This is a genomic window from Aliirhizobium sp. YIM B11859 (genome assembly GCF_057163345.1).
The window spans coordinates 292,872-315,707 of record NZ_JBXHAY010000001.1; the positions used below are offsets into that span (position 1 = coordinate 292,872).

General features: G+C 61.9%; 20 protein-coding genes. 16 read left to right on the plus strand and 4 right to left on the minus strand.

The window, feature by feature from the left end:
- Positions 1-3: 3 nt before the first annotated feature.
- The 5 genes from cysW to AC2GXZ_RS01300 all read left to right on the plus strand — a co-directional run bounded on the left by cysW (position 4) and on the right by AC2GXZ_RS01300 (position 4,857).
- Positions 4-882 carry a sulfate ABC transporter permease subunit CysW gene (gene cysW / locus AC2GXZ_RS01280; RefSeq protein WP_483757315.1) on the plus strand — a complete coding sequence of 293 codons (879 nt, stop codon included), beginning with the start codon at positions 4-6 and terminating at the stop codon, positions 880-882.
- Complete coding sequence (locus AC2GXZ_RS01285; RefSeq protein ID WP_483757316.1) at positions 879-1,901, plus strand: sulfate/molybdate ABC transporter ATP-binding protein; 1,023 nt, start codon at positions 879-881, stop codon at positions 1,899-1,901. Before cysW ends, AC2GXZ_RS01285 begins: the two co-directional genes overlap by 4 nt.
- A gap of 141 nt (positions 1,902-2,042) precedes the next feature.
- On the plus strand, positions 2,043-2,243 hold the full coding sequence (locus AC2GXZ_RS01290) for a DUF4160 domain-containing protein (protein ID WP_483758228.1): 201 nt from the start codon (positions 2,043-2,045) through the stop codon (positions 2,241-2,243).
- Positions 2,236-2,649, plus strand: a complete 414-nt coding sequence (locus AC2GXZ_RS01295; RefSeq protein WP_483757317.1) for a DUF2442 domain-containing protein — start codon at positions 2,236-2,238, stop codon at positions 2,647-2,649. The genes AC2GXZ_RS01290 and AC2GXZ_RS01295 overlap by 8 nt, the downstream gene beginning before the upstream one ends.
- A gap of 165 nt (positions 2,650-2,814) precedes the next feature.
- Positions 2,815-4,857 (plus strand): DEAD/DEAH box helicase, encoded by a 2,043-nt coding sequence (locus AC2GXZ_RS01300; protein ID WP_483757318.1) that lies wholly within the window; start codon positions 2,815-2,817, stop codon positions 4,855-4,857.
- A 39-nt stretch (positions 4,858-4,896) separates the two neighbouring features.
- Here the strand turns inward: AC2GXZ_RS01300 and AC2GXZ_RS01305 are convergent, their stop codons facing one another.
- The 4 genes from AC2GXZ_RS01305 to AC2GXZ_RS01320 all read right to left on the minus strand — a co-directional run bounded on the left by AC2GXZ_RS01305 (position 4,897) and on the right by AC2GXZ_RS01320 (position 9,748).
- Entirely contained in the window at positions 4,897-6,003 is a 1,107-nt protein-coding gene (locus tag AC2GXZ_RS01305; RefSeq protein ID WP_483757319.1) for a DNA alkylation repair protein, read from the minus strand.
- Positions 6,004-6,127: 124 nt separating this feature from the next.
- Positions 6,128-7,564, minus strand: a complete 1,437-nt coding sequence (locus AC2GXZ_RS01310) for an NAD-dependent succinate-semialdehyde dehydrogenase (RefSeq protein ID WP_483757320.1) — start codon at positions 7,562-7,564, stop codon at positions 6,128-6,130.
- Between the two features lie 164 nt (positions 7,565-7,728).
- Positions 7,729-8,340, minus strand: coding sequence for a cupin domain-containing protein (locus AC2GXZ_RS01315; RefSeq protein WP_483757321.1), 612 nt, complete (start codon positions 8,338-8,340; stop codon positions 7,729-7,731).
- 232 nt (positions 8,341-8,572) lie between these two features.
- On the minus strand, positions 8,573-9,748 hold the full coding sequence (locus AC2GXZ_RS01320; RefSeq protein WP_483757322.1) for an acyl-CoA dehydrogenase: 1,176 nt from the start codon (positions 9,746-9,748) through the stop codon (positions 8,573-8,575).
- A 132-nt stretch (positions 9,749-9,880) separates the two neighbouring features.
- Between AC2GXZ_RS01320 and AC2GXZ_RS01325 the strand changes: the two genes are divergently transcribed.
- The 11 genes from AC2GXZ_RS01325 to AC2GXZ_RS01375 all read left to right on the plus strand — a co-directional run bounded on the left by AC2GXZ_RS01325 (position 9,881) and on the right by AC2GXZ_RS01375 (position 22,782).
- Entirely contained in the window at positions 9,881-10,813 is a 933-nt protein-coding gene (locus AC2GXZ_RS01325) for a LysR family transcriptional regulator (RefSeq protein ID WP_483757323.1), read from the plus strand.
- A gap of 342 nt (positions 10,814-11,155) precedes the next feature.
- Positions 11,156-12,091 carry a nucleoside hydrolase gene (locus AC2GXZ_RS01330; RefSeq protein ID WP_483757324.1) on the plus strand — a complete coding sequence of 312 codons (936 nt, stop codon included), beginning with the start codon at positions 11,156-11,158 and terminating at the stop codon, positions 12,089-12,091.
- 59 nt (positions 12,092-12,150) lie between these two features.
- Positions 12,151-13,875, plus strand: a complete 1,725-nt coding sequence (locus AC2GXZ_RS01335) for an adenine deaminase (RefSeq protein WP_483758229.1) — start codon at positions 12,151-12,153, stop codon at positions 13,873-13,875.
- A gap of 12 nt (positions 13,876-13,887) precedes the next feature.
- The gene (locus tag AC2GXZ_RS01340) at positions 13,888-14,577 is read left to right on the plus strand and encodes a phosphoribosyltransferase (RefSeq protein ID WP_483757325.1); all 690 of its coding nucleotides are present in this window, start codon (positions 13,888-13,890) and stop codon (positions 14,575-14,577) included.
- An 84-nt stretch (positions 14,578-14,661) separates the two neighbouring features.
- Entirely contained in the window at positions 14,662-15,711 is a 1,050-nt protein-coding gene (locus AC2GXZ_RS01345) for a dipeptidase (RefSeq protein ID WP_483757326.1), read from the plus strand.
- Positions 15,712-15,755: 44 nt separating this feature from the next.
- Positions 15,756-17,399 (plus strand): ABC transporter substrate-binding protein, encoded by a 1,644-nt coding sequence (locus AC2GXZ_RS01350; protein ID WP_483757327.1) that lies wholly within the window; start codon positions 15,756-15,758, stop codon positions 17,397-17,399.
- Positions 17,400-17,481: 82 nt separating this feature from the next.
- The gene (locus AC2GXZ_RS01355; protein WP_483758230.1) at positions 17,482-18,486 is read left to right on the plus strand and encodes an ABC transporter permease; all 1,005 of its coding nucleotides are present in this window, start codon (positions 17,482-17,484) and stop codon (positions 18,484-18,486) included.
- Positions 18,483-19,415 carry an ABC transporter permease gene (locus AC2GXZ_RS01360; protein WP_483757328.1) on the plus strand — a complete coding sequence of 311 codons (933 nt, stop codon included), beginning with the start codon at positions 18,483-18,485 and terminating at the stop codon, positions 19,413-19,415. Before AC2GXZ_RS01355 ends, AC2GXZ_RS01360 begins: the two co-directional genes overlap by 4 nt.
- Complete coding sequence (locus AC2GXZ_RS01365; RefSeq protein WP_483757329.1) at positions 19,412-20,263, plus strand: ABC transporter ATP-binding protein; 852 nt, start codon at positions 19,412-19,414, stop codon at positions 20,261-20,263. Before AC2GXZ_RS01360 ends, AC2GXZ_RS01365 begins: the two co-directional genes overlap by 4 nt.
- Positions 20,260-21,009, plus strand: coding sequence for an ABC transporter ATP-binding protein (locus tag AC2GXZ_RS01370; RefSeq protein ID WP_483757330.1), 750 nt, complete (start codon positions 20,260-20,262; stop codon positions 21,007-21,009). The genes AC2GXZ_RS01365 and AC2GXZ_RS01370 overlap by 4 nt, the downstream gene beginning before the upstream one ends.
- Before the next feature lie 237 nt (positions 21,010-21,246).
- Positions 21,247-22,782 (plus strand): ABC transporter substrate-binding protein, encoded by a 1,536-nt coding sequence (locus AC2GXZ_RS01375; RefSeq protein WP_483758231.1) that lies wholly within the window; start codon positions 21,247-21,249, stop codon positions 22,780-22,782.
- The last annotated feature ends 54 nt before the right edge of the window (positions 22,783-22,836 follow it).

Here is a 22,836-nt window from a genome sequence, read left to right on the forward strand (position 1 = left end):
CCCATGAGCACGCTTTCCACCCGCCGCAAGCCGCCGCGTGTCGGCGATGCCCCGATCTTCCGTCGCATGCTGATCGGCATCGTGCTTTTGCTCGTCGTCTTCGTCATCGTAGCACCGCTGCTCGTCATCGGCGTCGAGGCATTTGCCAAGGGCTGGGCCGTCTATCGCGACACGATCCTCCATCCCGACACACAGCATGCCATCATGCTGACGGTGCTCACCGCGCTGATCGCGGTACCGGTCAATACCGTCTTCGGCGTAGCTGCTGCCTGGGCGATCACCAAGTTCGACTTCCGCTTCAAGCGATTGCTGCTGGTTGTCATCGAGATCCCGTTTTCGGTTTCGCCGATCGTCGCGGGTGTCGCCTATCTGTTCGTCTACGGGCTGCAGGGCCTGTTCGGGCCGTTGCTCGAGACCTATGATATCAAGATCCTGTTCGCGATCCCCGGCATCATCATCGCCTCGATGTTCGTCACCGCCCCATTCGTCGCCCGCGAGCTGATCCCGCTGATGCAGGCGCAGGGACGCGACCTCGAGGAAGCGGCGACATCGCTTGGCGCATCCGGCTGGCGCACCTTCTTTTCGGTGACGCTGCCCAATGTCAAATGGGCGATGCTTTACGGCGTCATCCTGTGCAATGCGCGGGTGATGGGCGAATTCGGCGCGGTATCGATCGTGTCAGGCAATATCCGCGGCCAGACGAACACGCTGCCGCTGCATATCGAACTGCTCTATCACGACTATCAGGCGACCGGCGCGTTTGCGGCGGCTTCGATCCTTGCCACCATCGCCGTCATCACCATCATCGCCAAGGTGGCGCTCGAGCGCCAGGGTGCGGGCCGCGTCCGCAAGCAGGCCAACAGGTCAGAGAAAACAGCATGAAGATCCGCCTCGAAAACGTCGTCAAAACCTTCGAGACCTTCCGCGCCGTCAAGGGCGTGTCGCTCGATATCGAAAGCGGTCAGCTGGTGGCGCTGCTCGGCCCTTCCGGCTCGGGCAAGACGACCATCCTGCGCATGGTGGCCGGGCTCGAATATGCCGATGGCGGCGCAATCCATTTCGGCGATCAGGATGCGACCGATATTCCGGTGCGCGACCGTGGTGTCGGTTTCGTCTTCCAGCATTACGCATTGTTTCCGCATATGACCGTCGCCGACAACATCGCCTTCGGCATGAAGGTGTCGAAGGTGAAGCGCGACAGGTCAGCGATCGAGACCCGGGTGGCCGACCTTCTACGGCTGGTGCGGCTGGAAGGGCTGGGTGACCGGTTCCCGGCGCAGATTTCCGGTGGCCAGCGGCAGCGCGTGGCGCTGGCGCGGGCGCTGTCGGTCGATCCGAAAGTGCTGTTGCTCGACGAGCCGTTCGGTGCGCTCGATGCCAATGTGCGCCACGACCTGCGCCGCTGGCTGCGCGAGATCCATTCAGAACTCGGCATCACGACGATTTTCGTCACCCACGACCAGGAAGAGGCGCTGGATCTGGCCGACCGGGTGGTGATCCTGAAGGACGGGCAGATCATCCAGGAAGGCACGCCGGAACAGGTGTGCCGCGATCCGCAATCGGCCTTCGTGATGAAATTTTTGGGCGATGCCAATGTGCTGTCCGCTGAGGTACGGGATGGCCGCGCCTATGCCGGCAGCATATCGGTGGACGCATCCGGTGTCGCCGACGGCAAGGCGGAGCTTTATGCACGCCCCGCCGATCTCGACTGGTCTGAGGCAGGGCCGGGCATTGCCGCGACCATCACCCGCGTTCTCGACCGCCCAGACAGCCGTCGGGTGCTGGCGGAAACGCAAGCCGGCGAACCGCTGGAATTCGACGTGGAGCCGGAACAGGCGGTGAAAGCGGGGGAGAGTGGGTTCGTGACATTGAGACGGGCGAAGGTGTTCGCGACAGGTTGACGATTTTGCGTGCGGCCATGAAAGTGCCCGGCACGCGAGATGTTGCACTATCGATCCGGCCAAACGCCCATATTTCGTCTTTGTCTTTCCCAACTAGTTGGGTTATTCTCGTCCATGGTTACCGTTCTTCGCCATCACGGAATGCGATTTGTCGTGTATACGGCTGACCATGAGCCGCCACATGTCCATGTCTTTGGTGATGGTGAAGCGCGGATCGATATCGTCAGGCTCTCGGTTATCACCCAGGGTGGAATGTCTGACCGGGATGTCCGCAAGGCTGTGGACCTTGTCGAGGCCAACCAGCAACTGTTTCTCGATACATGGAGACAATATCATGGCTGAGATCTCTGACGAAGAGTTGGCGCAGGCAAAACAACGTTGGGAAAGCGAGCGAGCAGCGCGGCCTACACCCTCGGCTGTCCGCTTCGACGGGCCTTCGGAGCGTATCGTTGTCGATTTTACCAATGGTGCTTCCTTCATCTTTCCAGCCAGAGCGGTCGAGGGGCTGGAAAACGCGACGGCGGAGGAACTGGCCGAGGTCTCGCTTCTCGGGGAGACCGGGCTTCACTGGGAAACGCTGGATGTCGACTACGGTATTGCCGGGCTGATGAACGGGATATTCGGCAGCAAGGCGTTCCTGGATGCACGGCGCCTCGGCGGACAATCACGGTCAGAAGCGAAGGTTTCCGCAAGCCGCGCGAATGGCGCAAAAGGCGGAAGACCGAAAAAATCAGGCACAAGTATCTGACGATAGGCTCCCGATTGCGGCGGGTTTGCCATTGCATTGTTCGGCCCCCCTCCTCAGCCATCCTTTGACTTTTGTCGCCTTACCCTATAGGGACGGCGCAAACGTTCGGCTGCGATCGTTGCAGCCTCGGCCTTTAGAGCCAGACATATCCGAAAGACAGATTTGATGACCGATATCAACGGCGCCGTTCCGGCGATCGCGAAGGCTTTGCAGAAGCGTGGTTACGAGACGCTCACCCCCGTCCAGCTGGCCATGCTGGACCCGGCGCTCGCAACCTCCGACGCGCTTGTTTCCGCCCAGACGGGCTCCGGCAAGACGGTCGCCTTCGGCATTGCCATGGCGCCGACGCTGCTGGGTGACAGCGATCGTTTCGGCCGCGCCGGCGCGCCTCTGGCGCTCGTCATCGCGCCGACCCGCGAGCTTGCCATGCAGGTGAAGCGCGAGCTGGACTGGCTTTATGCCGAAGCCGGGGCGGAGATCACCTCCTGCGTTGGCGGCATGGATATCCGCTCGGAACGCCGGGCGCTGGAACGCGGCGCACATATCGTCGTCGGCACGCCTGGCCGTATCTGCGACCACATTCGTCGCAACGCGCTCGACATGTCGGCAATCCGCGCCGCCGTGCTCGACGAAGCCGACGAAATGCTCGATCTCGGTTTCCGCGAAGATCTCGAATTCATTCTCGAAGCTGCACCGTCCGACCGCCGCACGCTGATGTTCTCGGCCACCGTGCCGGCCGCCATCGCCAAGCTTGCCAAGAGCTACCAGCGCGATGCCGTGCGGATTGCCACTGCCGCCGAGCAGAAGCAGCATGTCGATATCGACTATCGGGCGCTGCTGTGCACGCCATCTGACCGCGAGAACGCCATCGTCAACGCGCTGCGGTATTACGAGTCGCCGAATGCCATCGTGTTCTGCTCGACGCGCGCTGCGGTCAATCATCTGCATGCCCGTCTGTCCAATCGCAATTTCTCGGTCGTGGCGCTTTCCGGCGAGCTGACCCAGAACGAGCGTACCCACGCGCTGCAGGCGATGCGCGACGGCCGCGCCCGCGTCTGCATCGCGACCGACGTTGCTGCCCGCGGTATCGACCTGCCGGGCCTGGAACTCGTCATTCATGCCGACCTGCCGACCAATTCCGAAACCCTGCTGCACCGTTCGGGCCGTACCGGCCGTGCGGGCCGCAAGGGTGTCAGCGCGCTGATCGTGCCGGTCAGCCAGCGCCGCAAGGCCGAACGCCTGCTGTTCGGCGCCAAGGTCGAGCCAACCTGGGCACGCCCACCGTCTGCCGACGAAGTGTCGGCCCGCGACGAGGAACGTCTGTTCGCAGATCCGATCTTCCAGGACATGACGACGGATGAGGATGAACTGGCGCTGATCGGCAAGCTGACCGAGCGTTTTGACGCGACCAAGTTGGCTGCCGCCTTTGTCAGCATGTATCGCGGCAAGAATTCCGCGCCGGAAGATATTGTCGAAGTCTCGCTCGAAGCCCGCAAGCCGCGCGAAGGCGGCGAGCCGGCATCCCGGCCGCTGACGCCGCGGGGCGATTTCGGCCCGGCCGTGTGGTTTTCGCTGTCGGTCGGCCGCAAGCAGCGCGCCGAGCCGCGCTGGCTGATCCCGACCATCTGCAAGAGCGGCGATCTCAGCAAGAACGAGATCGGTGCGATCAAGATGCAGGCCGACGAGACCTTCGTCGAGATCGCCGAGGCTCATGCCGACCGCTTCATGGCAAAGCTCGGCAAGGACAAGACGATGGACCGCGGCATTCGCGTGACGCGTCTCGATGCAGCACCCGATTTCAGCAAGTTCTCGCGCGGCAGCGACGACGAAGGTTTCACCAAGCGCGAAGGCCCGCGGCTGGACAAGCCGTGGAAGGATGGTCCGAAGAAGGACGGCTTCCGCAAGGACAAGCCGTTCGCCAAGGACGGTCCGCGCGGCGACAAGGCCTTCGGTGACAAGCCGTTCCGCGAAAAGAAGCCTTTCAAGGACGGCGAAAAGTCGTTCAGTGATGCGCCGCGCAAGGACTGGAAGCCAAAGGGCGAAAAGCCCAGCGCCGAACGCCGCATGGACGACGATGTCTGGGGCGAGAAGCCCAAGGCCAATGCCGACAAGCCCTACAAGAAGAGCGGCGACAAGCCATTCAACAAGGCGCCCGGCGACAAGCCGTTCAAGAAGAAGCCCGCAGGCGGTTTCGACAAGAAGAAGTGAAGATCAGAGCATCGCCTTGGCGGTGCTCTTTCTTTTTGGTCAGATGGTGAGGTCGAAGGCTTCTGTTGCCAGGATCTCACCATTAACGACCAGTTCGACAATGTGTCGACCCGGGTAATGGACACGGGTGGTGAAGTCGCGAATGGCGCGGCTGATGGAAAGTTCGGCGTCGGCGTTCGGCGCCAGCGTCAGTTCCTTCCATTTGAACACTTTCTTCGACGTGCCGCCGGCCTTCTTGATGTAATGGACGGCATAATCGATCACCAGTTTCTGCGATGCGGGTGAGGTCGACGCCAATTTCACAGTAATCCTCACGGCGCCGCCGAGCTTCAGGGTGGCGGGCGTCACCGAGAAGCTCTCTATCCTCACTTCGGGCCTGTGGCCTGCGCCGAACACATGCAGCGCGCGGTTGTCACCCTTCTTGATCAGGGTGCGTAGCGCCTGCCTGGTGATCCAGGCTGTGCGGGTATCCGTCTGGTCCCAGGCCTTCAGCTTTTCCAGCACCCATTCCGGGTGGTCCTTGGTGATGTCGTTCAGATGGTTGGCGACGGATTTGCGCACGTAAAGGCTCGGATCCGCCTTCAGGTTTTCAAGGATGGAGGCGACCGGCGCCGGGTCGGTGATCAGGGCTTTCAACTGGAACGACCAGGGCAGGCGCGGGCGGCAGCCTTCGCTGGCGAGGCGACGCACATGTTCGTTGTCGTCCTTCGACCAGTCCTGCATGACATCCAGCGTGCGCTGCAGATCTTTCAGGAGGAAATGCCTGACGGCAAATTCGGATGAACCGAAGCGGGTGAAGAAGGCAAGTGCTTGCATCGACAGGTCGAAATGGTCGTGGCCGTAGAGCGCCACATATTCGGCGAGCGTGATCGAGGCGAAACCGTGATTGATGCGCGGGGCGAGCGCAAAGAGGATCTCGATGTTTTTCTCGAAAGGACCGGGAAGCGTTGCCTGATAGGCAACGGCGATCTGGCGCAGGCGTTGCATGATGCTCAGCGTGTCGAGGCCATCCGATGCGCGCGCCAGGAACCTTTTGCCATCGAAGGCCGGATGGATGGCGGTCGTCTCGCGGGCGAAATGGTTCAGCCGGTCGCGGTTGAAAATCTCCTTCAGGAGAGGTGCGGCTTCCGCTTCTGTCTCGGCCATAGCTCGATCCGTATGTTCACTTTTTGTTTCGTAGCCGACTTGTGGATTATGGGCAAGGTGCAAAAGAAAACCGGCCGGAGCGTTGGCTCCGGCCGGTTCTTGAATGCCATCAGGGATGGGTAGATCAGTTCATCTGGCTGACATATTTGGTTTCGAGATAGGCGGCGACGGCTTCCGAGCCGCCTTCCGTGCCGTAACCCGAATCCTTCATGCCGCCGAACGGGACTTCCGGCAGGGCGAGACCATTGTGGTTGATCGTCAGCATGCCGGCCTCGACTTCGCGGCCGAGCGCATGGGCGGTCTTGACCGAGCCGGTGAAGGCGTAGGAGGCAAGGCCGAAGGGAAGGCGGTTCGCCTCGGTGATCGCGTCCTCATAGGTCGAGAAGCGGTTGACGATGGCGATCGGGCCGAAGGGCTCGTCGTTCATGATCTTGGCCGAGGTCGGCACGTTGGCAAGAACGGTGGGCTCGAAGAAATTGCCCTTGTTGCCGATGCGCTTGCCGCCGGTCTTCAGTTCCGCGCCGTTGGAGACGGCGTCCTGGATGAGTGCTTCCATGGCCGGAATGCGGCGCTCGTTGGCAAGCGGGCCCATGCCGGTGTCGGCTTCGAGGCCGTTGCCAACCTTGATGGCGGCAGCCGCCTTGACGAAACCTTCCATGAACTTGTCGGCGACGCCGTCCTGGATCAGGAAGCGGGTCGGGGCGACGCAGACCTGGCCGGCATTGCGGAATTTCGACATGGCGGTGACTTCGATCGCCTTGTCGAGATCGGCGTCGTTGAAGATCATCACCGGCGCGTGGCCGCCGAGTTCCATCGTGGCGCGTTTCATGTGCTTGCCGGCGAGGGCTGCGAGATGCTTGCCGATCGGGGTCGAGCCGGTGAACGAGATCTTGCGGATGACCGGATGCGGGATCAGGTATTCCGACACTTCGGCCGGGATGCCGTAGACGAGGCCGATAACGCCGGCCGGAATGCCGGCATCGGCGAAGGCGCGGATCAGTTCGGCAGGCGAAGCCGGGGTTTCTTCCGGTGCCTTGACGATGATCGAGCAGCCGGTGGCGACGGCTGCGGAAAGCTTGCGGACGATCTGGTTGATCGGGAAGTTCCACGGCGTGAACGCCGCGACCGGGCCTACCGGCTGCTTGATGGTCATCTGGTTGACGCCGGAGAACCGGGCCGGGATGATCTGGCCGTAGGTGCGGCGGGCTTCTTCGGCAAACCAGTCGATCGTGTCGGCGGCGCCCATGATTTCCATCTTGGACTGGGCCAGCGGCTTGCCCTGCTCGCGGGTCATCAGATACGCGATCTTGTCGGCGCGCTCGCGCAGGAGGTCGGCTGCCTTGCGCATCAGCTTGGAGCGATCGAACGGGGCGGTATCGCGCCAGATCTTGAAGCCCTTGTCGGCAGCTTCGAGCGCCAGATCGAGGTCGGCATGCCGGGCATGGGCGATCTTGCCGATCACTTCGTCGGTCGCCGGGTCAGTCACCTCGATGGTTTCGCCCGCGATGGCATCGCGCCATTCGCCATTGATGAAGAGCTTCACGTCGGGATAGGTCTGCATGGGGGTCCACTTTCGTTTAGAAAAGTCTGGTCGCGCGGCAGAAAACCGCTGGCGGCGGGGCGGAAGTTTCCGGTAGCTGAGTTAAGACAAAGAGGCCTGACAATCAACGCCGGTCCCGTCAAAAAAAGTCATACTTATCGGATTAAAACGTATAGGGCTCTCAATCAGAGATAGGGCGGCGTGACGGCGCTGACGACCTCGCAGCGCTCGGTGCCGACATTGCGGTAGCGATGCGGCAGGCGACTGTTGAAGAGGTAGGCATCGCCGCGTTTGAGGATGCGGGTCTGGCTGCCGACCGTCACTTCCAGCTCGCCGGCAACGACCACGCCGCCTTCCTCCGCTTCATGGGCGAGCATGGTTTCGCCGGTATCGGCGCCCGGCTCGTAGAATTCGTGAAAGATCTGCACGCTGTGGGATTTCGCGTCGCCGACCTGAAGCAAGGTCAGGGCGCCTTTCGACAACGGTGTCAGTTCGTCGGCGCGGTAGAAGATCTGATCGACAGGCGGCAGCGTCAGGGCGAAGAAATCGGTCAGCGGATAGTTGATGGCCTCGAGGATCTTTTTCAGCGAGGCGACCGACGGGCTGACCTTGTTCTTCTCGATCAGCGACACCAGCGAATGGGTGACGCCGGCCTTTACCGCCAAAGCGCGCTGCGACAAACCGTGGCTCTTGCGGACAAGGCAAAGCCGGTCGCCGACATTGAACTCGCCCTCCAGATTGTTTGGGGCGATATTGCTTGGAGCGGCGTGATCTGCCGCACTGTCCGTGGCATGCATGCTTGCCGAGATCTTTCCTATATCAGTTGCCCGTGATGAATTGCATCGCACTGATACACCCAAGGCCTGATCTTGGCCAATGACGAATAGCGGCGCCGGGTGTGAGTGCGCCGAATAACCTTCTTGCGTGCAGTCGATGGCTGTGGCCGAACGACCTTCCACAACACGGGAATTGCCAAAAAAGGCCCGGCGGCAGGCGTCGGGCCCCTTGGGAAACGGTTCTCGGGTGGCGTCAGAAAAACGCCTGGATGCCCGTCTGGGCGCGTCCCAGGATCAGGGCATGGACGTCGTGGGTGCCCTCGTAGGTATTGACCGTTTCGAGGTTCTGGGCATGTCGCATGACGTGGTAACCGACCTGGATGCCGTTGCCGCCATGCATGTCACGGGCGTTACGGGCGATATCGAGTGCCTTGCCGCAATTGTTGCGCTTGACGATGGAGATCATTTCCGGCGCCATCCGGTGCTGGTCCATCAGCTGGCCGACGCGCAGCGAAGCCTGGAGGCCGAGCGCGATCTCGGTCTGCATGTCGGCAAGCTTCTTCTGGTAGAGCTGCATGCCGGCGAGCGGTTTGCCGAACTGCTTGCGGTCCAGGCCATAATCGCGGGCGCGGAACCAGCAGTCTTCGGCCGCCCCCATGACGCCCCAGGAAATGCCGTAGCGGGCACGGTTGAGACAGCCGAACGGGCCCTTGAGACCCGAAACATTCGGCAGAAGCGCGGCTTCGGTCACCTCTACGCCATCCATGACGATCTCGCCGGTGATCGAGGCGCGCAGCGACAGCTTGCCGCCGATCTTGGGGGCCGAGAGGCCCTTCATGCCCTTTTCCAGGACGAAGCCGCGGATCTCGTTGTTATGGGCTTCCGATTTCGCCCAGACGACAAAAACGTCGGCGATCGGGGCATTGGAAATCCACATCTTCGCGCCGCGCAGGCGATAACCGCCCTCGATCTTTTCGGCGCGGGTCTTCATGCCGCCCGGATCCGAGCCGGCATCCGGCTCGGTCAGGCCGAAACAGCCGATCAGTTCGCCGGAGACGAGGCCGGGCAGGTATTTTTGTCTCTGCTCGTCGGAGCCGTAGGCGAAGATCGGGTAGATGACCAGCGAGGACTGGACGCTCATCATCGAGCGATAACCGCTGTCGATTCGCTCGATCTCGCGGGCGACGAGGCCGTAGGCGACGTAGGATGCGCTGGCCGCCCCGTATTCTTCCGGAAGCGTGACGCCGAGAAGGCCGGTCCGGCCCATCAGCCGGAACAGGCCGGCATCCGTCTTTTCCTCCAGATAGGCTTCCTCAACGCGTGGCAGCAGTTCTGCCTTGGCAAAGGCTGCGGCCGTATCGCGGATCATCCGTTCGTCGTCGGTCAGCTGGTCGTCAAGCAGGAAGGGGTCGTTCCAGGTAAAGGCCAAGGGAGATCCTCCTAAGGGCGGCGGCGGGGGAGCCGATTGTGGAATATTGGCATTCGTCAGTCGGATTACGCCCCTGTTCGGGCGGGAGCAAGGCCGGTTTACTCAATCCTGCATGATGGATAGTAATAGGGGATGAGCAATCTCTCCCGCAAACTGCTGCCCTCTACATCCGCGCTTGCCGCTTTCGATTCGGTCGCAAGGCTTGGCAGTTTCTCGCTGGCAGCGGATGAGCTGTCATTGACGCAAGGCGCGATAAGCCGGCAGGTTTCTGGGCTTGAGGAGCAGCTCGGGGTGATGCTGTTCGACCGCACGAGCCGCGGTGTGCTGCTGACATCGGCAGGGGCAAGTTTCGCCACGGCGATTGCCTCCGCGCTTTCACAGATCCGCTCGGCTTCGCTGCAAGCCATGACCAAACGGCATAGCGATCAGCTGAACCTGGCAATCCTGCCGACTTTCGGCACGCGCTGGCTGATGCCGCGCATTCCGGGCTTTGTCGCCCGCCATCCGGAGATCACGCTCAATTTTGCCACCCGCATCGGAGTGTTCGATTTCGAGCGCGACGGGATCGATCTGGCAATCCATGTGGGCCTAAGGGGGCAAGACGGGCCGGAATGGCCGGGTGCCGATTGTACCTTTCTGATGGAGGAAATGGTGGCGCCGGTCTGCTCGCCTGCCTTTCTTGTCGCCAATCCGGTCGAGCAGCCCGAAGACCTGTTGCGGCTGCCGCTTTTGCACATGGCGTCGCGCCCGGGTGGGTGGCGACACTGGTTCGACAGTCTGCAGGTGGCGGGCAGCGTCAGTGAAGGCATGCGTTTCGAGCAGTTCGGCAGCGTGACGCAGGCCTGTATTGCCGGCCTCGGTGTCGGGCTGATGCCGCTTTTCCTCATCGATACCGAGCTTGCCAGCCGCCAGCTGGTGCAGGCCTATCCGCATCAGATCATCAGCCCCAGTGCCTATTATGTGGTAGCACCACAGGCAAAGAACGATTTCCCGCCGGTCGTTGCCTTCCGGGCCTGGCTGATGGAGGAGGTGGCACGCTACGGCCAGGAGATCGTGGCCTGGTAGCCACACCTTCTTCTATTTCTCTATATGAATACTGTATGGGGCTATGGATGGTTGCATTTGGCTCGACATGCAAGCAATCTTGTGCTTATGGTTGAGTAAATGATTAGTCAACTACAGCGGCTGCGCATTGCCCTATGGTCATGGTGGCGCTGCATCCTTTGATAGATCGCGCAACGAATTTTGAAAACCGATCGAGATTTTCGGTTCGTTACGCCTGAAAGCGCTGCAAGACAATGAATGTCCGCCAATCGACCATGATGTCAGTGATCCGGTTTTTTCAATCCTGCGTATATGTCTTTGTTGTGACTGTTCCGGTGGTTGCGTTGCCGAGGCTTGCGTAAGATGGGCGTCTGGATCGATACGGACATGGGCTTTGATGACCTTGCGGCCATCATCGTGGCGGCGCATGAGGGCATGGCGGTGGATGGGATTTCACTGGTCTTCGGCAATGCGCCGCTCAGCCAGGTACGGCGCAATGCTGCCGGTGCGGCCGGCGCCTTCGTCTGGCCGTTCCCGATCCATGTCGGCCGGGCGATGCCGGTGACCGGCCGTCTCGAAACAGCGGTTGCGGTTCTGAGCGATGCGGGGATGCCGACCATTGGCAAGGCGCTGCCGGCTGGGACGGACACATTTGCCGAGGACGGATTCGAGGCACTGTGCAACTGGCTTCAGCGCGCCGACGCCAGGGACGGGGGCGAGTGCCGGATACTGGCGCTCGGACCGCTGACGAATATCGCCGCGGTCGCGCTGGCGCGGCCCGATCTTGCGGCAAAAATCACCGATCTCACCTGGATGGGCGGCGGGCTGACCGTCGGCAACCATACCGCATCGGCAGAGTTCAACGCGTTTGCCGACCCGGAAGCGGTGGCGATCGTGCTGTCTCATGGCATCCCGTTGCGGATGGTCGATCTCGACCTTTGCCGCACGGTGCTTTGCGCGCCGGAAGATGTCGAACCGGTGCGTGCCGCCGGTGGCCGTAATGCCGATCTGCTGGCCGATCTGCTTGCCGGTTTCGTCGAGATCGCCACCAGCCGCGGGCGAAAGGCGATGTCGCTTTACGACGCGGTGGCGGCTGTCGCCTTCGCCCGGCCGGAATTGCTGACCTGGCAGCCGGCGCGGATCGATATCGAGCTTGCCGGCACCGTCACGCGCGGCCGTACCGTCGTCGAGAGCCGAACGGGACGGGGCGAATTCAATGCGGCTTATGCTGCGGCGATCGATGTGAAAAAGGCAAAGACGATCATCCTCGCGGCGTTGAGGGCGGAGGCAAGCTGGTGAAGAACATTATCGCGACTGTTGCCGAATTTACGGAACCGGGCCTGCGCGACCGCGCCGTGATGGCCGCGCGCGGCGACGCGCCATTCGACATCCTGATCACCGGCGGAACCTTGGTCGATGTCGCGACCGGGGAATTGCGACCGGCCGATATCGGCATTGTCGGGCCGCTGATCGCCAGCGTCCATGAGCGCGGCGCGCGTTCTGATGCCACGGAGGTGCTCGATGCCACCGGCGCATTCGTCTCGCCGGGACTGATCGACACGCATATGCATATCGAAAGCTCGATGGTGACGCCGGGCGCCTACGCCGAAGTGGTGGTACCGCGGGGTGTCACGACGGTGGTCTGGGACCCGCATGAATTTGCCAATGTCTGCGGCATCGATGGCGTGGCCTGGGCGGTCGAGGCGGTGCGCTGCCTGCCGCTGAGAGCCGTCGTCACGGCGCCGTCCTCGGTCCCTTCCGCCCCCGGCTTCGAGGTGTCCGGCGCGGATTTCGATGCGGACGCGATCGACGAGATGTTGATGTGGCCGAAGATCGCCGGCCTTTCCGAAGTGATGAACATGCGCGGCGTGATCGATCGCGAACCCCGCATGAGCGCGATCGTGCATACGGCGCTCGTTTCCGAAAAACTCGTCAACGGCCATGCACGCGGCCTTTCCGGCGGCGATCTCTGCGCCTTCATGGCAGCGGGCATCACCTCCGACCACGAGTTGACCTCGGGCGACGACCTGTTGCAGAAGCTGCGGGCCGGGCTGACGATCGAGATGCGCGGCTCGCATGATCACCTTCTGCCGGAATTCGTCGAGGTTTTGAACCGGCTCGGCCAGATGCCGCAGACGGTAACGCTCTGCACCGACGACGTGTTTCCCGACGATCTGGTCGATGGCGGCGGGCTCGACGATGTCGTGCGGCGGCTGGTGCGTTACGGGATGAAGCCGGAATGGGCGCTGCAGGCGGCAACCCTCAATGGTGCCGTCAGGATCGGCCGGGCCGATCTCGGCCTGATCGCCGCCGGCCGGCGCGCCGATATCGTGCTGTTTGCGAACCTTCAGGATTTCAGCACGAAGGCTGTGGTGGCGAGTGGCCAGATCGTATCGCGCGACGGCGCGATGGCGATCAGCGTCGGGCGGATGAACACTGCTCCACTGCAGGGAACCGTCAAGCTCGAGCCGCTTGGCGAAGACAATTTCAAACTCCGCTCGCAAGGCTCCCGAGTGCGGATCGCGACCATCGATCGGCCGCGCTTCACGCGCTGGGGACAGGCGGACGCGGCTGTCGAGGACGGTTACGTGGTGCCCCCGGAGGGTACGGTGTTGATCTCCGTGACCCACCGCCACGGCCGGGCCGACAGCCGCACCCGCCTTGGCTTCCTCACCGGATGGGGTGAGTGGAGGGGAGCGTTTGCCACCACGCTCGCCCATGACAGCCACAATCTGACGGTCTTCGGTTGCGATCCGCGTGACATGGCAGCGGCGGCCAATGCGGTCATCGCTGCCGGCGGCGGCATGGCGGCGGCAAGAGACGGCAAGGTGACCAGTCTGCTGGCGTTGCCGCTGGCAGGTCTCGTGTCCGAAGCTTCCGTCTGCGAGATGGCCGACGGGTTCCGGGCCATGCGGGCTGCGATGGACGAGATCGTCGAATGGCAGCCGCCCTATCTGATCTTCAAGGCCTGTTTCGGCGCGACGCTTGCCTGCAATGCCGGCCCGCATCTGACCGACCGGGGCATTGCCGACGTTGCCGCCGGCACGCTATTGGAAAGCCCGATCATCGAGGTGCTCCAATAGGGTGAGTGGTATATGGAACGGACGATCGAACCACATGAGTTCTGGCAGCGGATTGACGTGCCGGGACATCTTGACGAGGGTGGTCCGTTTTCGATCCGCTTTCCAGCAAGGCTGGACGGTGGCCAGCAGCTCGTCCTGCCGATCCGCCCGCTTGCCGACGGCAACCGGGCGCTTGCCTCGCTGATCATCAACCAGGCCAGTTTCGAGGTGCAGGATACGCTTGCCGCTGATCTCGCGCCAAAGATCGCGGCCCTGAGGCCCGAAGTGATCGTCGGCCTGCCGACTCTCGGGCTGACGCTTGCCGCAGCGGTGGCCCGCATGCTTGGTTTCCCCCGTTATGTGCCGCTCGGCACGTCGAAGAAATTCTGGTACGCGGACGAACTTTCCGTACCGCTCTCGTCGATCACCACGCCGGAACAGCAAAAGCGGCTTTACGTCGATCCCCGGATGCTGCCGCTGATTGCCGGCAAGCGCGTGGCATTGATCGACGACGTGATCTCCTCGGGCAGCTCGATCGTCTCGGGTCTGACGCTGATGACTTCGCTCGGCATCGAGCCGGTGGCGATCGGTGCTGCCATGCTGCAATCGGACCGCTGGGAGCGTGCGCTCGATGCATTTGGCTCGCAATGGCGTGGCCGGGTGGTCTCCTGTTTCCGCACACCGATGCTGAATAGCGTCGGCGAGGGGCTGTGGTCGCGCTGACGTTTTTCAGCTTGCGCATGCCGATCGGCTGACTAGGATCGCCGTCGACCCACCCCAAGACAATCATATTTCAGGAATAGTTTGATGGAACTGGTGTTCGACGGCCATAACGATGTTTTGTTGCGGCTCTGGCGGAACATGAAGGCGGGTGCGGATCCCGTTACGGAATTCAAGAACGGGACTCCGGAAGGCCATATCGATGCGCCGCGCGCGCGGGCAGGCGGGCTCGCCGGCGGGCTTTGCGCCATCTACATTCCCTCCGGCGATCTGGTACTCAGCGATCCGGACGCAAGCGGGCATTACGCGACACCGCTCGCCGCGCCGCTCGATTACGCGCCGTCGCTCGATATCGGGCTTGAAAAGGCGGCGATCGCCATCCGCCTCGATCGCGAAGGCGCATGGAAGCTTTGCCGTTCGACCGCTGATATCCGTCAGGCGATGAAGGACAATGTGTTTGCCGCCGTCCTGCATATGGAGGGCTGCGAGCCGATCGACGGCGATCTCGACAATCTCGATGTTTTCCACGCGGCCGGTCTGAGGTCGCTCGGGCCGGTGTGGAGCCGCAACAATATTTTCGGCCATGGCGTGCCCTTCGCCTTTCCGATGACGACAGATACCGGCCCCGGGCTGACCGATCTCGGCTTCCAGCTGGTCAAGGCCTGCAACCGGCTCGGCCTGTTGATCGACCTGTCGCATATTACCGAAAAGGGCTTCTGGGACGTGGCGAAAACCTCCGACCAGCCGCTGATCGCCAGCCATTCCAATGCGCATGCGCTGACGCCGGTCGCCCGCAATCTCACCGACAAACAGATGGATGCGATCAAGGAGAGCGGCGGGCTTGCCGGGCTCAACTATGCGGTCACCATGCTGCGCAACGACGGGCTCGATAATTCCGCGACGCCGCTGTCCGAGATGATCCGCCATGTCGACTACATGGTGGAGCGGATGGGGATCGACCATGTGGCGATCGGTTCCGACTTCGACGGCTGCACCGTGCCCGCCGAAATCCGCGATGCCAGCGGCAATCAAAATCTGGTTGCAGCCCTAAAATCAGCGGGGTACGCTGGCGATGATCTGGCCAAGCTGTGCCGCGAGAACTGGTTGAGGGTTCTGGCAAAAGCCTGGCACGAATAACCATCGATAACGGGCAGAAAACGCCCGAACAACAGGGGACTATCATGCTTCATTCGCTTCGCGGCTCGATGCGCGCGCTTTCGGCAGGCGCTGCATTTTCGCTGCTTCTGTCCGCTGCGCCGACGATGGTTTTCGCAGCCACGCCGGCCGACACGCTGGTCGAGGGTTTTGCGATCGACGACATCATCACCATCGATCCGGGCGAGGCGTTCGAGCTTTCGACCGCCGAAGTGACCGCCAACAGCTACAGCAAGCTCGTCATGCTCGACCCGGCCGATACGTCGAAGGTCATCGGCGATCTGGCCGCCAGCTGGACGATCTCCGACGACGGCATGACCTATACGTTCAAGCTGAAGCCGGATCTGAAGTTCGCGTCCGGTGGTCCGCTGACGGCCGAAGACGTGGCGTTTTCCTTCGAGCGGGCCGTCAAGCTCGACAAGTCGCCGGCCTTCCTGATCACCCAGTTCGGCGTGACCGGCGACAACGTGACGGAAAAGGCCAAGGCGACGGCGCCCGACACCTTCACCTTCACGGTCGACAAGCCTTATGCACCGAGCTTCGTACTCAACGTCTTGACCGCAACGGTTGCCTCCGTCGTCGAGAAGAAGGTGGTGATGGAACATGCCAAGCCGATGACGGCGTCGGCCGACTACAAATACGACACCGATTTCGGCAATGAGTGGATGAAGACCGGTTTTGCCGGTTCCGGCCCGTACAAGGTGCTGGCATGGCGCGCCAACGAGGCGGTCGTGATGGAAGCCAATCCGAACTATTATGGTGAAAAGCCGAAGCTGAAGCGCGTGATCTACCGCCATATGAAGGAAAGCTCCGGCCAGCGCCTGGCGCTGGAAAACGGCGATATCGACGTTGCCCGCAATCTTGAGCCGAACGATGTCGACGCGGTATCGAAGAAGGACGGCATCAAGCTCACTTCGGCGCCGAAGGGCACGGTCTATTATTTCAGCCTCAACCAGAAGAATGCCAATCTGGCAAAGCCGGAGGTGATCGAGGCGTTCAAATATCTCGTCGATTATGACGCGATCGGCGCGACCCTGATCAAGGGCATCGGCGAAATCCACCAGACCTTCCTGCCCAAGGGCCAGCTCGGTGCGCTCGACGAGAACCCCTACAAGCTCGACGTCGCCAAGGCCAAGGAACTGCTGGCCAAGGCCGGGCTGAAGGACGGCTTCACCGTGACCATGGACGTGCGCAATACGCAGCCGGTGACCGGCATTGCCGAAAGCGTTCAGCAGACTTTGGCACAGGCCGGCATCAAGCTCGAAATCATTCCGGGCGACGGCAAGCAGACGCTGACCAAATACCGCGCCCGCACCCACGACATCTATATCGGCCAGTGGGGTTCGGACTATTTCGACCCGAACTCGAATGCCGAGACCTTCGCGATCAATTACGACAATTCCGACGAGGGCAAGAACAAGACGCTCGCATGGCGTAATGCCTGGGATGTGCCGAAGGATCTCGAGGCCGAGGCACAGGGCGCGCTTCTCGAAAAGGATGCCGCCAAGCGTGCTGCAACTTACGAGGACCTGCAGAAGAAGGTCCTCGCACAGAGCCCCTATGTGATCGTCTTCCAGCAGACGGAAGTCGCGGGTTATTCGGCGAAGCTCAAGGACTTCAAGCTCGGTCCGAGCTTCGATACGAACTTCGTTTATCCGGTCTCGAAGTAAGCCTGAAAGGGCCAGTTTATTGACCCTTACCGATCCGGTGGCAGTGACACGGCGCAACCGGCGCCGTGCTTCATCCTTTGCAATGGCCGTGGCCCGTTTTGTGGTCACGGTCGTCACAACCTTTCTCGGCCTTCTGGCCGTCACCTTCTTCATCGGCCGCGTGGTGCCGATCGATCCGGCGCTGGCCATCGTCGGCGATCGGGCGCCGGCGCATGTGGTGGAACGGGTGCGCGAGCAGCTGGGCCTCAACCTGCCGCTCTACAAGCAGTTCTGGATCTATATCAAACAGGCGCTTTCCGGTGATTTCGGCACGTCGGTGCTGACCACCAATCCAGTCATGACCGATATTGCCCGGGTGTTCCCGGCAACGATCGAGCTTGCCACGATCGGCACGATCATCGGGGCGTTGATCGGCGTGCCGCTCGGTGTGCTGGCGGCGGTCAAGCGCGGGTCGATCGCCGACCAGATCGTCCGGGTGATCGGGCTGATCGGGTATTCGGTGCCGATCTTCTGGCTGGGCCTGCTGGCGCTGGTGCTGTTTTACGCCAAGCTCAACTGGGTCGCCTATCCGGGGCGGATCGATATCGTCTACGAATACACGTTCACGCCGATTACCGGGTTCTTCCTCGTCGATGCGATCTGGCAGGGGCAATGGGACGTGGCCTGGGATCTGTTCCGCCACATCATATTGCCCGGCGCGCTGCTCGGTTATTTCTCGCTTGCCTATATCAGCCGCATGACGCGCTCATTCATGCTGAACGAACTCAGCCAGGAATACGTTGTGGCGGCGCGGGCCAAAGGCCTGTCCGAAACACGGATCATCTGGTTCCACGCGTTGCGCAATGCGGCAGTGCCGCTGGTGACGGTGATCGCGCTCTCCTATGCCGGTCTTCTGGAAGGCTCGGTGCTGACCGAAACGATCTTTTCGTGGCCGGGGCTCGGGCTCTACATCACCAACTCGCTGCAGAATGCCGATATGAACGCCGTGCTCGGCGGCACGATCGTCATCGGCGCGGTGTTCATCGCCATCAACATCCTGTCCGATCTGCTTTACCGGACTCTCGATCCGAGGACGAAAAGCCGATGACCGCGGTGGTATCTCAGGAAAAACCCTATAGCCGGGAATGGCTGTTGTCCGAACAGCCAACCTCCCGGCATCAGGCCCGGCTTGGTCGCGCCTATGTGATCTGGCGGCGGTTTTCAGCCAACAGGCTGGCGCTTGCCGGTCTCGGCATCATCATCCTGCTCATTTTGCTGGCGATCTTCGCCGACCTGCTCGCTCCGCATAATCCGGTGCAGGGAAATCTGATGAATGCGCGGCTTTTGCCGCCCGGCAGTCCCGGTTATCTCCTCGGTACCGACGATCAGGGCCGGGATATCCTCTCGCGGCTGATCCACGGATCGCGGCTGACCTTGTTCGTTGTCGTGCTGGTGGCGATTATTGCGGCACCGGTCGGGCTCATCATCGGCACGGTCTCCGGTTATGCCGGCGGATGGGTGGATGCGATCCTGATGCGGATCACCGATATCTTTCTGGCTTTTCCGAAGCTGGTTCTGGCGCTGGCGCTGGTGGCAGCGCTCGGGCCTGGTATCGAGAATGCGGTGCTGGCCATCGCGGTGACCTCCTGGCCGCCCTATGCGCGTATCGCGCGCGCCGAGACGATGACGTTTCGCAATTCGGAATTCATTTCGGCGGTGAAGCTGATGGGGGCGTCACCCTTCCGCATCATCCTTCGGCATGTCATGCCGCTCTGCCTGTCGTCGCTGATCGTGCGGGTGACGCTCGACATGGCCGGGATTATCCTGACGGCCGCCGGCCTCGGGTTCCTCGGTCTCGGCGCACAGCCGCCCTTGCCGGAATGGGGGGCGATGATCGCGTCCGGTCGCCGCTTCATTCTCGACCAGTGGTGGGTGGCCGCCATGCCGGGCATCGCCATCCTGATCGTCAGCCTCGGCTTCAACCTGCTCGGCGACGGGTTGCGGGATGCGCTGGATCCGAAGGAGGCCGGCCAATGAGCGACGTTGCTGGAAGCGAGACCCTGCTTAAGGTCGACGACCTGCGCGTCACCTTTCCGACCCGGACAGGGGAAATTGAAGCGGTGCGTGGGGTGTCGTTCACGCTCGGGCGGGAGCGGCTCGGCATCGTCGGCGAAAGTGGTTCCGGGAAATCGCAGACCGGGCGGGCGATCATGGGTCTGACGCCGCGACATGCCAGGATCACCGCAAAAACCTTGAACTTCGCCGGTCGCGACCTGCTTTCGATCTCCGACAAGGAGCGGCGGCAGATCCGGGGAAAACGGATCGGCATGGTGCTGCAGGATCCGAAATATTCGCTGAACCCTGTCATGACGATCGGACGGCAGATCATCGAAACGCTGAAGACGCATGAGCGGATCTCCGCTTCTGACGCGAAGGCGCGTACACTTGCCATGCTGGAGGCGGTGCAGATCCGCGATCCGGAACGGGTCTTCAATCTCTATCCGCATGAGGTCTCCGGCGGCATGGGCCAGCGGGTGATGATCGCCATGATGCTGATCTGCGGCCCGGAACTGTTGATCGCCGACGAACCGACCTCGGCGCTCGACGTGACGGTGCAGCTCGAAGTGCTCGGCATTCTCGACAAGCTGGTGGCCGAACGCGGCATGGGGCTGATCTTCGTGTCGCATGACCTGCGCCTCGTCTCGTCCTTCTGCGACCGGGTTCTGGTCATGTATGCGGGGCGGGTGGTGGAGGAGCTGCCATCGGCCGATCTTTCCAAGGCCAAACATCCCTATACGCAAGGGCTGTTGAACTGCCTGCCGACAATCGGCTCAGACCGGCATCCGTTGCCGGTCCTCGACCGCAAGAAGGAGTGGGCGCTATGACGGCGGTATTGTCCGTGCGCGACATGGTCGTCACGTTCGACGAGTTCGTGGCGCTCGACCATGTGTCGGTGGATGTCGCAGCCGGTGAGAGTTTCGGCATCGTCGGCGAGAGCGGTTCTGGCAAGTCGACGCTTTTGCGTGCCGTGGCGGGGCTCAATGCCTTCAGCAGCGGGACACTGTCGATCAATGGTCAGTCGTATTCGGGCAGAAGCCGATCGAAGGAATTTTATCGCACCGTGCAGATGGTGTTCCAGGATCCTTACGGATCGCTGCATCCGCGCCAGACGGTGGACCGGCTGCTTCTGGAGCCGCTGGCGATCCACGGGTTCGACAATGTCGACCAGAGGATCATGCGGGCATTGGACGAGGTGGGCCTGGGGTCCGGTTTTCGCTTCCGCTATTCGCACCAGTTGTCCGGCGGCCAGCGGCAGCGCGTGGCGATCGCGCGGGCGCTGATCCTCGAACCGAAGGTGCTGCTGCTCGACGAACCGACGTCTGCGCTCGACGCGTCGATCCAGGCGGAAATTCTCAACCTGCTCGAACAGGCCCGCCGCGACCGTAACCTGACTTTCGTGATGGTGAGCCACGATCTCGGCGTCATCCACCACATGTGTGAACGGCTGGCGGTGATGAAGAGCGGCAAGGTGGTCGAGACGGTGAAAGCGGAGGCGTTGCAGAGCCATGATTTCGCCGCCGATTATACGCGGCAGCTGCTCGTTGCCAGTGAAGGTTTTCGCCGCGGCTGATATCCGGGGCCAATGCATGGCCCTGAGACAGGCCGGGGTTGGTCCAAATGGGCATTGTGTGCCACAGCCAACATACCTTAGATGAGCCCGACAATAGGCTGGACCGCAGCCGCCTATCGGAGGGGAGCACGACAATGATGCCGAATTCTCTAGTTTCGAAAACTGCCGGGGCGGCCATCATGCGCCGCACGGNACAGGCTGGACCGCAGCCGCCTATCGGAGGGGAGCACGACAATGATGCCGAATTCTCTAGTTTCGAAAACTGCCGGGGCGGCCATCATGCGCCGCACGGTACTGGCACTGGCACTTGCAACCGGCGCCGGGTTTATCGCGCCCCATGCGGAAGCGGCACCGAAAACTTCGGTGACACTGGGCATGGGTATCGAGCCGACCGGGCTCGACCCGACGGTTGCCGCACCCGTCGCGATCGGCCAGGTGACGTGGCAGAACGTGTTCGAAGGCCTGACCACCGTCGACCGCGACGGCAAGGTCGCGCCGCAACTGGCCGAAAGCTGGCTGATATCTCCGGATGGCAAGACCTATACGTTCAAGCTGCGCCATGGCGTGACATTCCATAACGGCGTCGCCTTCGACAGCGCGGTGGCGAAGTTTGCGATCGACCGTGCGCGCGGCGCAGACAGCGTCAATCCGCAGAAGCGTTATTATTCTTCGATCGATGCGGTGGAAACGCCGGATGCCTCGACACTGATACTGAAACTGAAGCAGCCGACCGGCAGCCTGCTCTACTGGCTTGGCTGGCCGTCTTCGGTAATGGTCGAGCCGACGTCCGCTGCCGACAACAAGACGACACCAGTCGGAACGGGACCGTTCAAGTTCGTCAACTGGGCCAAGGGCGCCAAGGTGGATCTGGCGAAGAACCCCGACTACTGGAACAAGAGCGTTTCGGTGGCGCTGCAGACGGCGAGCTTCCGCTTCATCAACGACCCGCAGGCGCAGGCGGCTGCTCTGACGGCGGGCGATGTCGACGCCTTTCCGGAATTCGGCGCGCCGGAACTGGTTTCTTCCTTCGAAAGCAATGACAAGCTGGCGACCGTGATCGGCAATACCGAATTGAAGGTCGTCGCGGGCATGAACAACACCCGCAAGCCGTTCTCTGACAAGCGTGTACGGCAGGCGCTGATGATGGCGGTTGATCGCGCAATGGTCGTCGATGGTGCGTGGTCGGGTCTCGGCACGCCGATCGGCAGCCATTACACGCCGAATGACCGCGGCTACAAGGATCTCACCGGCGTCTACCCTTACGATGTCGAAAAGGCGAAGGCGCTGCTGGCCGAAGCGGGTTATCCGAACGGCTTCTCCTTCACCATCAAGGCGCCGCAGATGACCTATGCGCAGCGGGTGTCGCAGATCCTGCAGGCGATGTTTGCCGATATCGGCGTGACGATGACGATCGAAACGACCGAGTTTCCGGCCAAATGGGTTTCGGACGTGTTGAAGGCCGCCAATTACGACATGACCATCGTTGCCCATGCGGAGGCAATGGATATCGATATCTATGCCCGCGACCCGTATTACTTCAACTACAAGAACCCGCAATTCAATGACGTGCTTTCCCGGGTCGAGGCAAGCACCGATCCGGCCGAGCAGGACAGGCTTTATGGCGAGGCGCAGACCATTCTGGCCGATGACGTGCCGGCGCTCTTCCTGTTCGTGATGCCGAAGCTCGGGATCTGGGACAAGAAGCTCAAGGGGCTTTGGGAAAACGAGCCTATCCCGTCCAACGTGCTGACCGAGGTGCATTGGGAAGAGTAAAGGGTGACTGTCGATTATCTTTCGCCGGCCTGCATTCCGAGGTCCCGCTTTTCC

What these genes read in the sequence shown, in the direction of transcription:
- cysW (WP_483757315.1), top strand. Translation starts at nt 4, where the DNA reads ATGAGCACGCTTTCCACCCGCCGCAAGCCGCCGCGTGTCGGCGATGCC.
- AC2GXZ_RS01285 (WP_483757316.1), top strand. Translation starts at nt 879, where the DNA reads ATGAAGATCCGCCTCGAAAACGTCGTCAAAACCTTCGAGACCTTCCGC.
- AC2GXZ_RS01290 (WP_483758228.1), top strand. Translation starts at nt 2,043, where the DNA reads ATGCGATTTGTCGTGTATACGGCTGACCATGAGCCGCCACATGTCCAT.
- AC2GXZ_RS01295 (WP_483757317.1), top strand. Translation starts at nt 2,236, where the DNA reads ATGGCTGAGATCTCTGACGAAGAGTTGGCGCAGGCAAAACAACGTTGG.
- AC2GXZ_RS01300 (WP_483757318.1), top strand. Translation starts at nt 2,815, where the DNA reads ATGACCGATATCAACGGCGCCGTTCCGGCGATCGCGAAGGCTTTGCAG.
- AC2GXZ_RS01305 (WP_483757319.1), bottom strand. Translation starts at nt 6,003, where the DNA reads ATGGCCGAGACAGAAGCGGAAGCCGCACCTCTCCTGAAGGAGATTTTC.
- AC2GXZ_RS01310 (WP_483757320.1), bottom strand. Translation starts at nt 7,564, where the DNA reads ATGCAGACCTATCCCGACGTGAAGCTCTTCATCAATGGCGAATGGCGC.
- AC2GXZ_RS01315 (WP_483757321.1), bottom strand. Translation starts at nt 8,340, where the DNA reads ATGCATGCCACGGACAGTGCGGCAGATCACGCCGCTCCAAGCAATATC.
- AC2GXZ_RS01325 (WP_483757323.1), top strand. Translation starts at nt 9,881, where the DNA reads ATGAGCAATCTCTCCCGCAAACTGCTGCCCTCTACATCCGCGCTTGCC.
- AC2GXZ_RS01330 (WP_483757324.1), top strand. Translation starts at nt 11,156, where the DNA reads ATGGGCGTCTGGATCGATACGGACATGGGCTTTGATGACCTTGCGGCC.
- AC2GXZ_RS01335 (WP_483758229.1), top strand. Translation starts at nt 12,151, where the DNA reads ATGGCCGCGCGCGGCGACGCGCCATTCGACATCCTGATCACCGGCGGA.
- AC2GXZ_RS01340 (WP_483757325.1), top strand. Translation starts at nt 13,888, where the DNA reads ATGGAACGGACGATCGAACCACATGAGTTCTGGCAGCGGATTGACGTG.
- AC2GXZ_RS01345 (WP_483757326.1), top strand. Translation starts at nt 14,662, where the DNA reads ATGGAACTGGTGTTCGACGGCCATAACGATGTTTTGTTGCGGCTCTGG.
- AC2GXZ_RS01350 (WP_483757327.1), top strand. Translation starts at nt 15,756, where the DNA reads ATGCTTCATTCGCTTCGCGGCTCGATGCGCGCGCTTTCGGCAGGCGCT.
- AC2GXZ_RS01355 (WP_483758230.1), top strand. Translation starts at nt 17,482, where the DNA reads ATGGCCGTGGCCCGTTTTGTGGTCACGGTCGTCACAACCTTTCTCGGC.
- AC2GXZ_RS01360 (WP_483757328.1), top strand. Translation starts at nt 18,483, where the DNA reads ATGACCGCGGTGGTATCTCAGGAAAAACCCTATAGCCGGGAATGGCTG.
- AC2GXZ_RS01365 (WP_483757329.1), top strand. Translation starts at nt 19,412, where the DNA reads ATGAGCGACGTTGCTGGAAGCGAGACCCTGCTTAAGGTCGACGACCTG.
- AC2GXZ_RS01370 (WP_483757330.1), top strand. Translation starts at nt 20,260, where the DNA reads ATGACGGCGGTATTGTCCGTGCGCGACATGGTCGTCACGTTCGACGAG.
- AC2GXZ_RS01375 (WP_483758231.1), top strand. Translation starts at nt 21,247, where the DNA reads ATGCCGAATTCTCTAGTTTCGAAAACTGCCGGGGCGGCCATCATGCGC.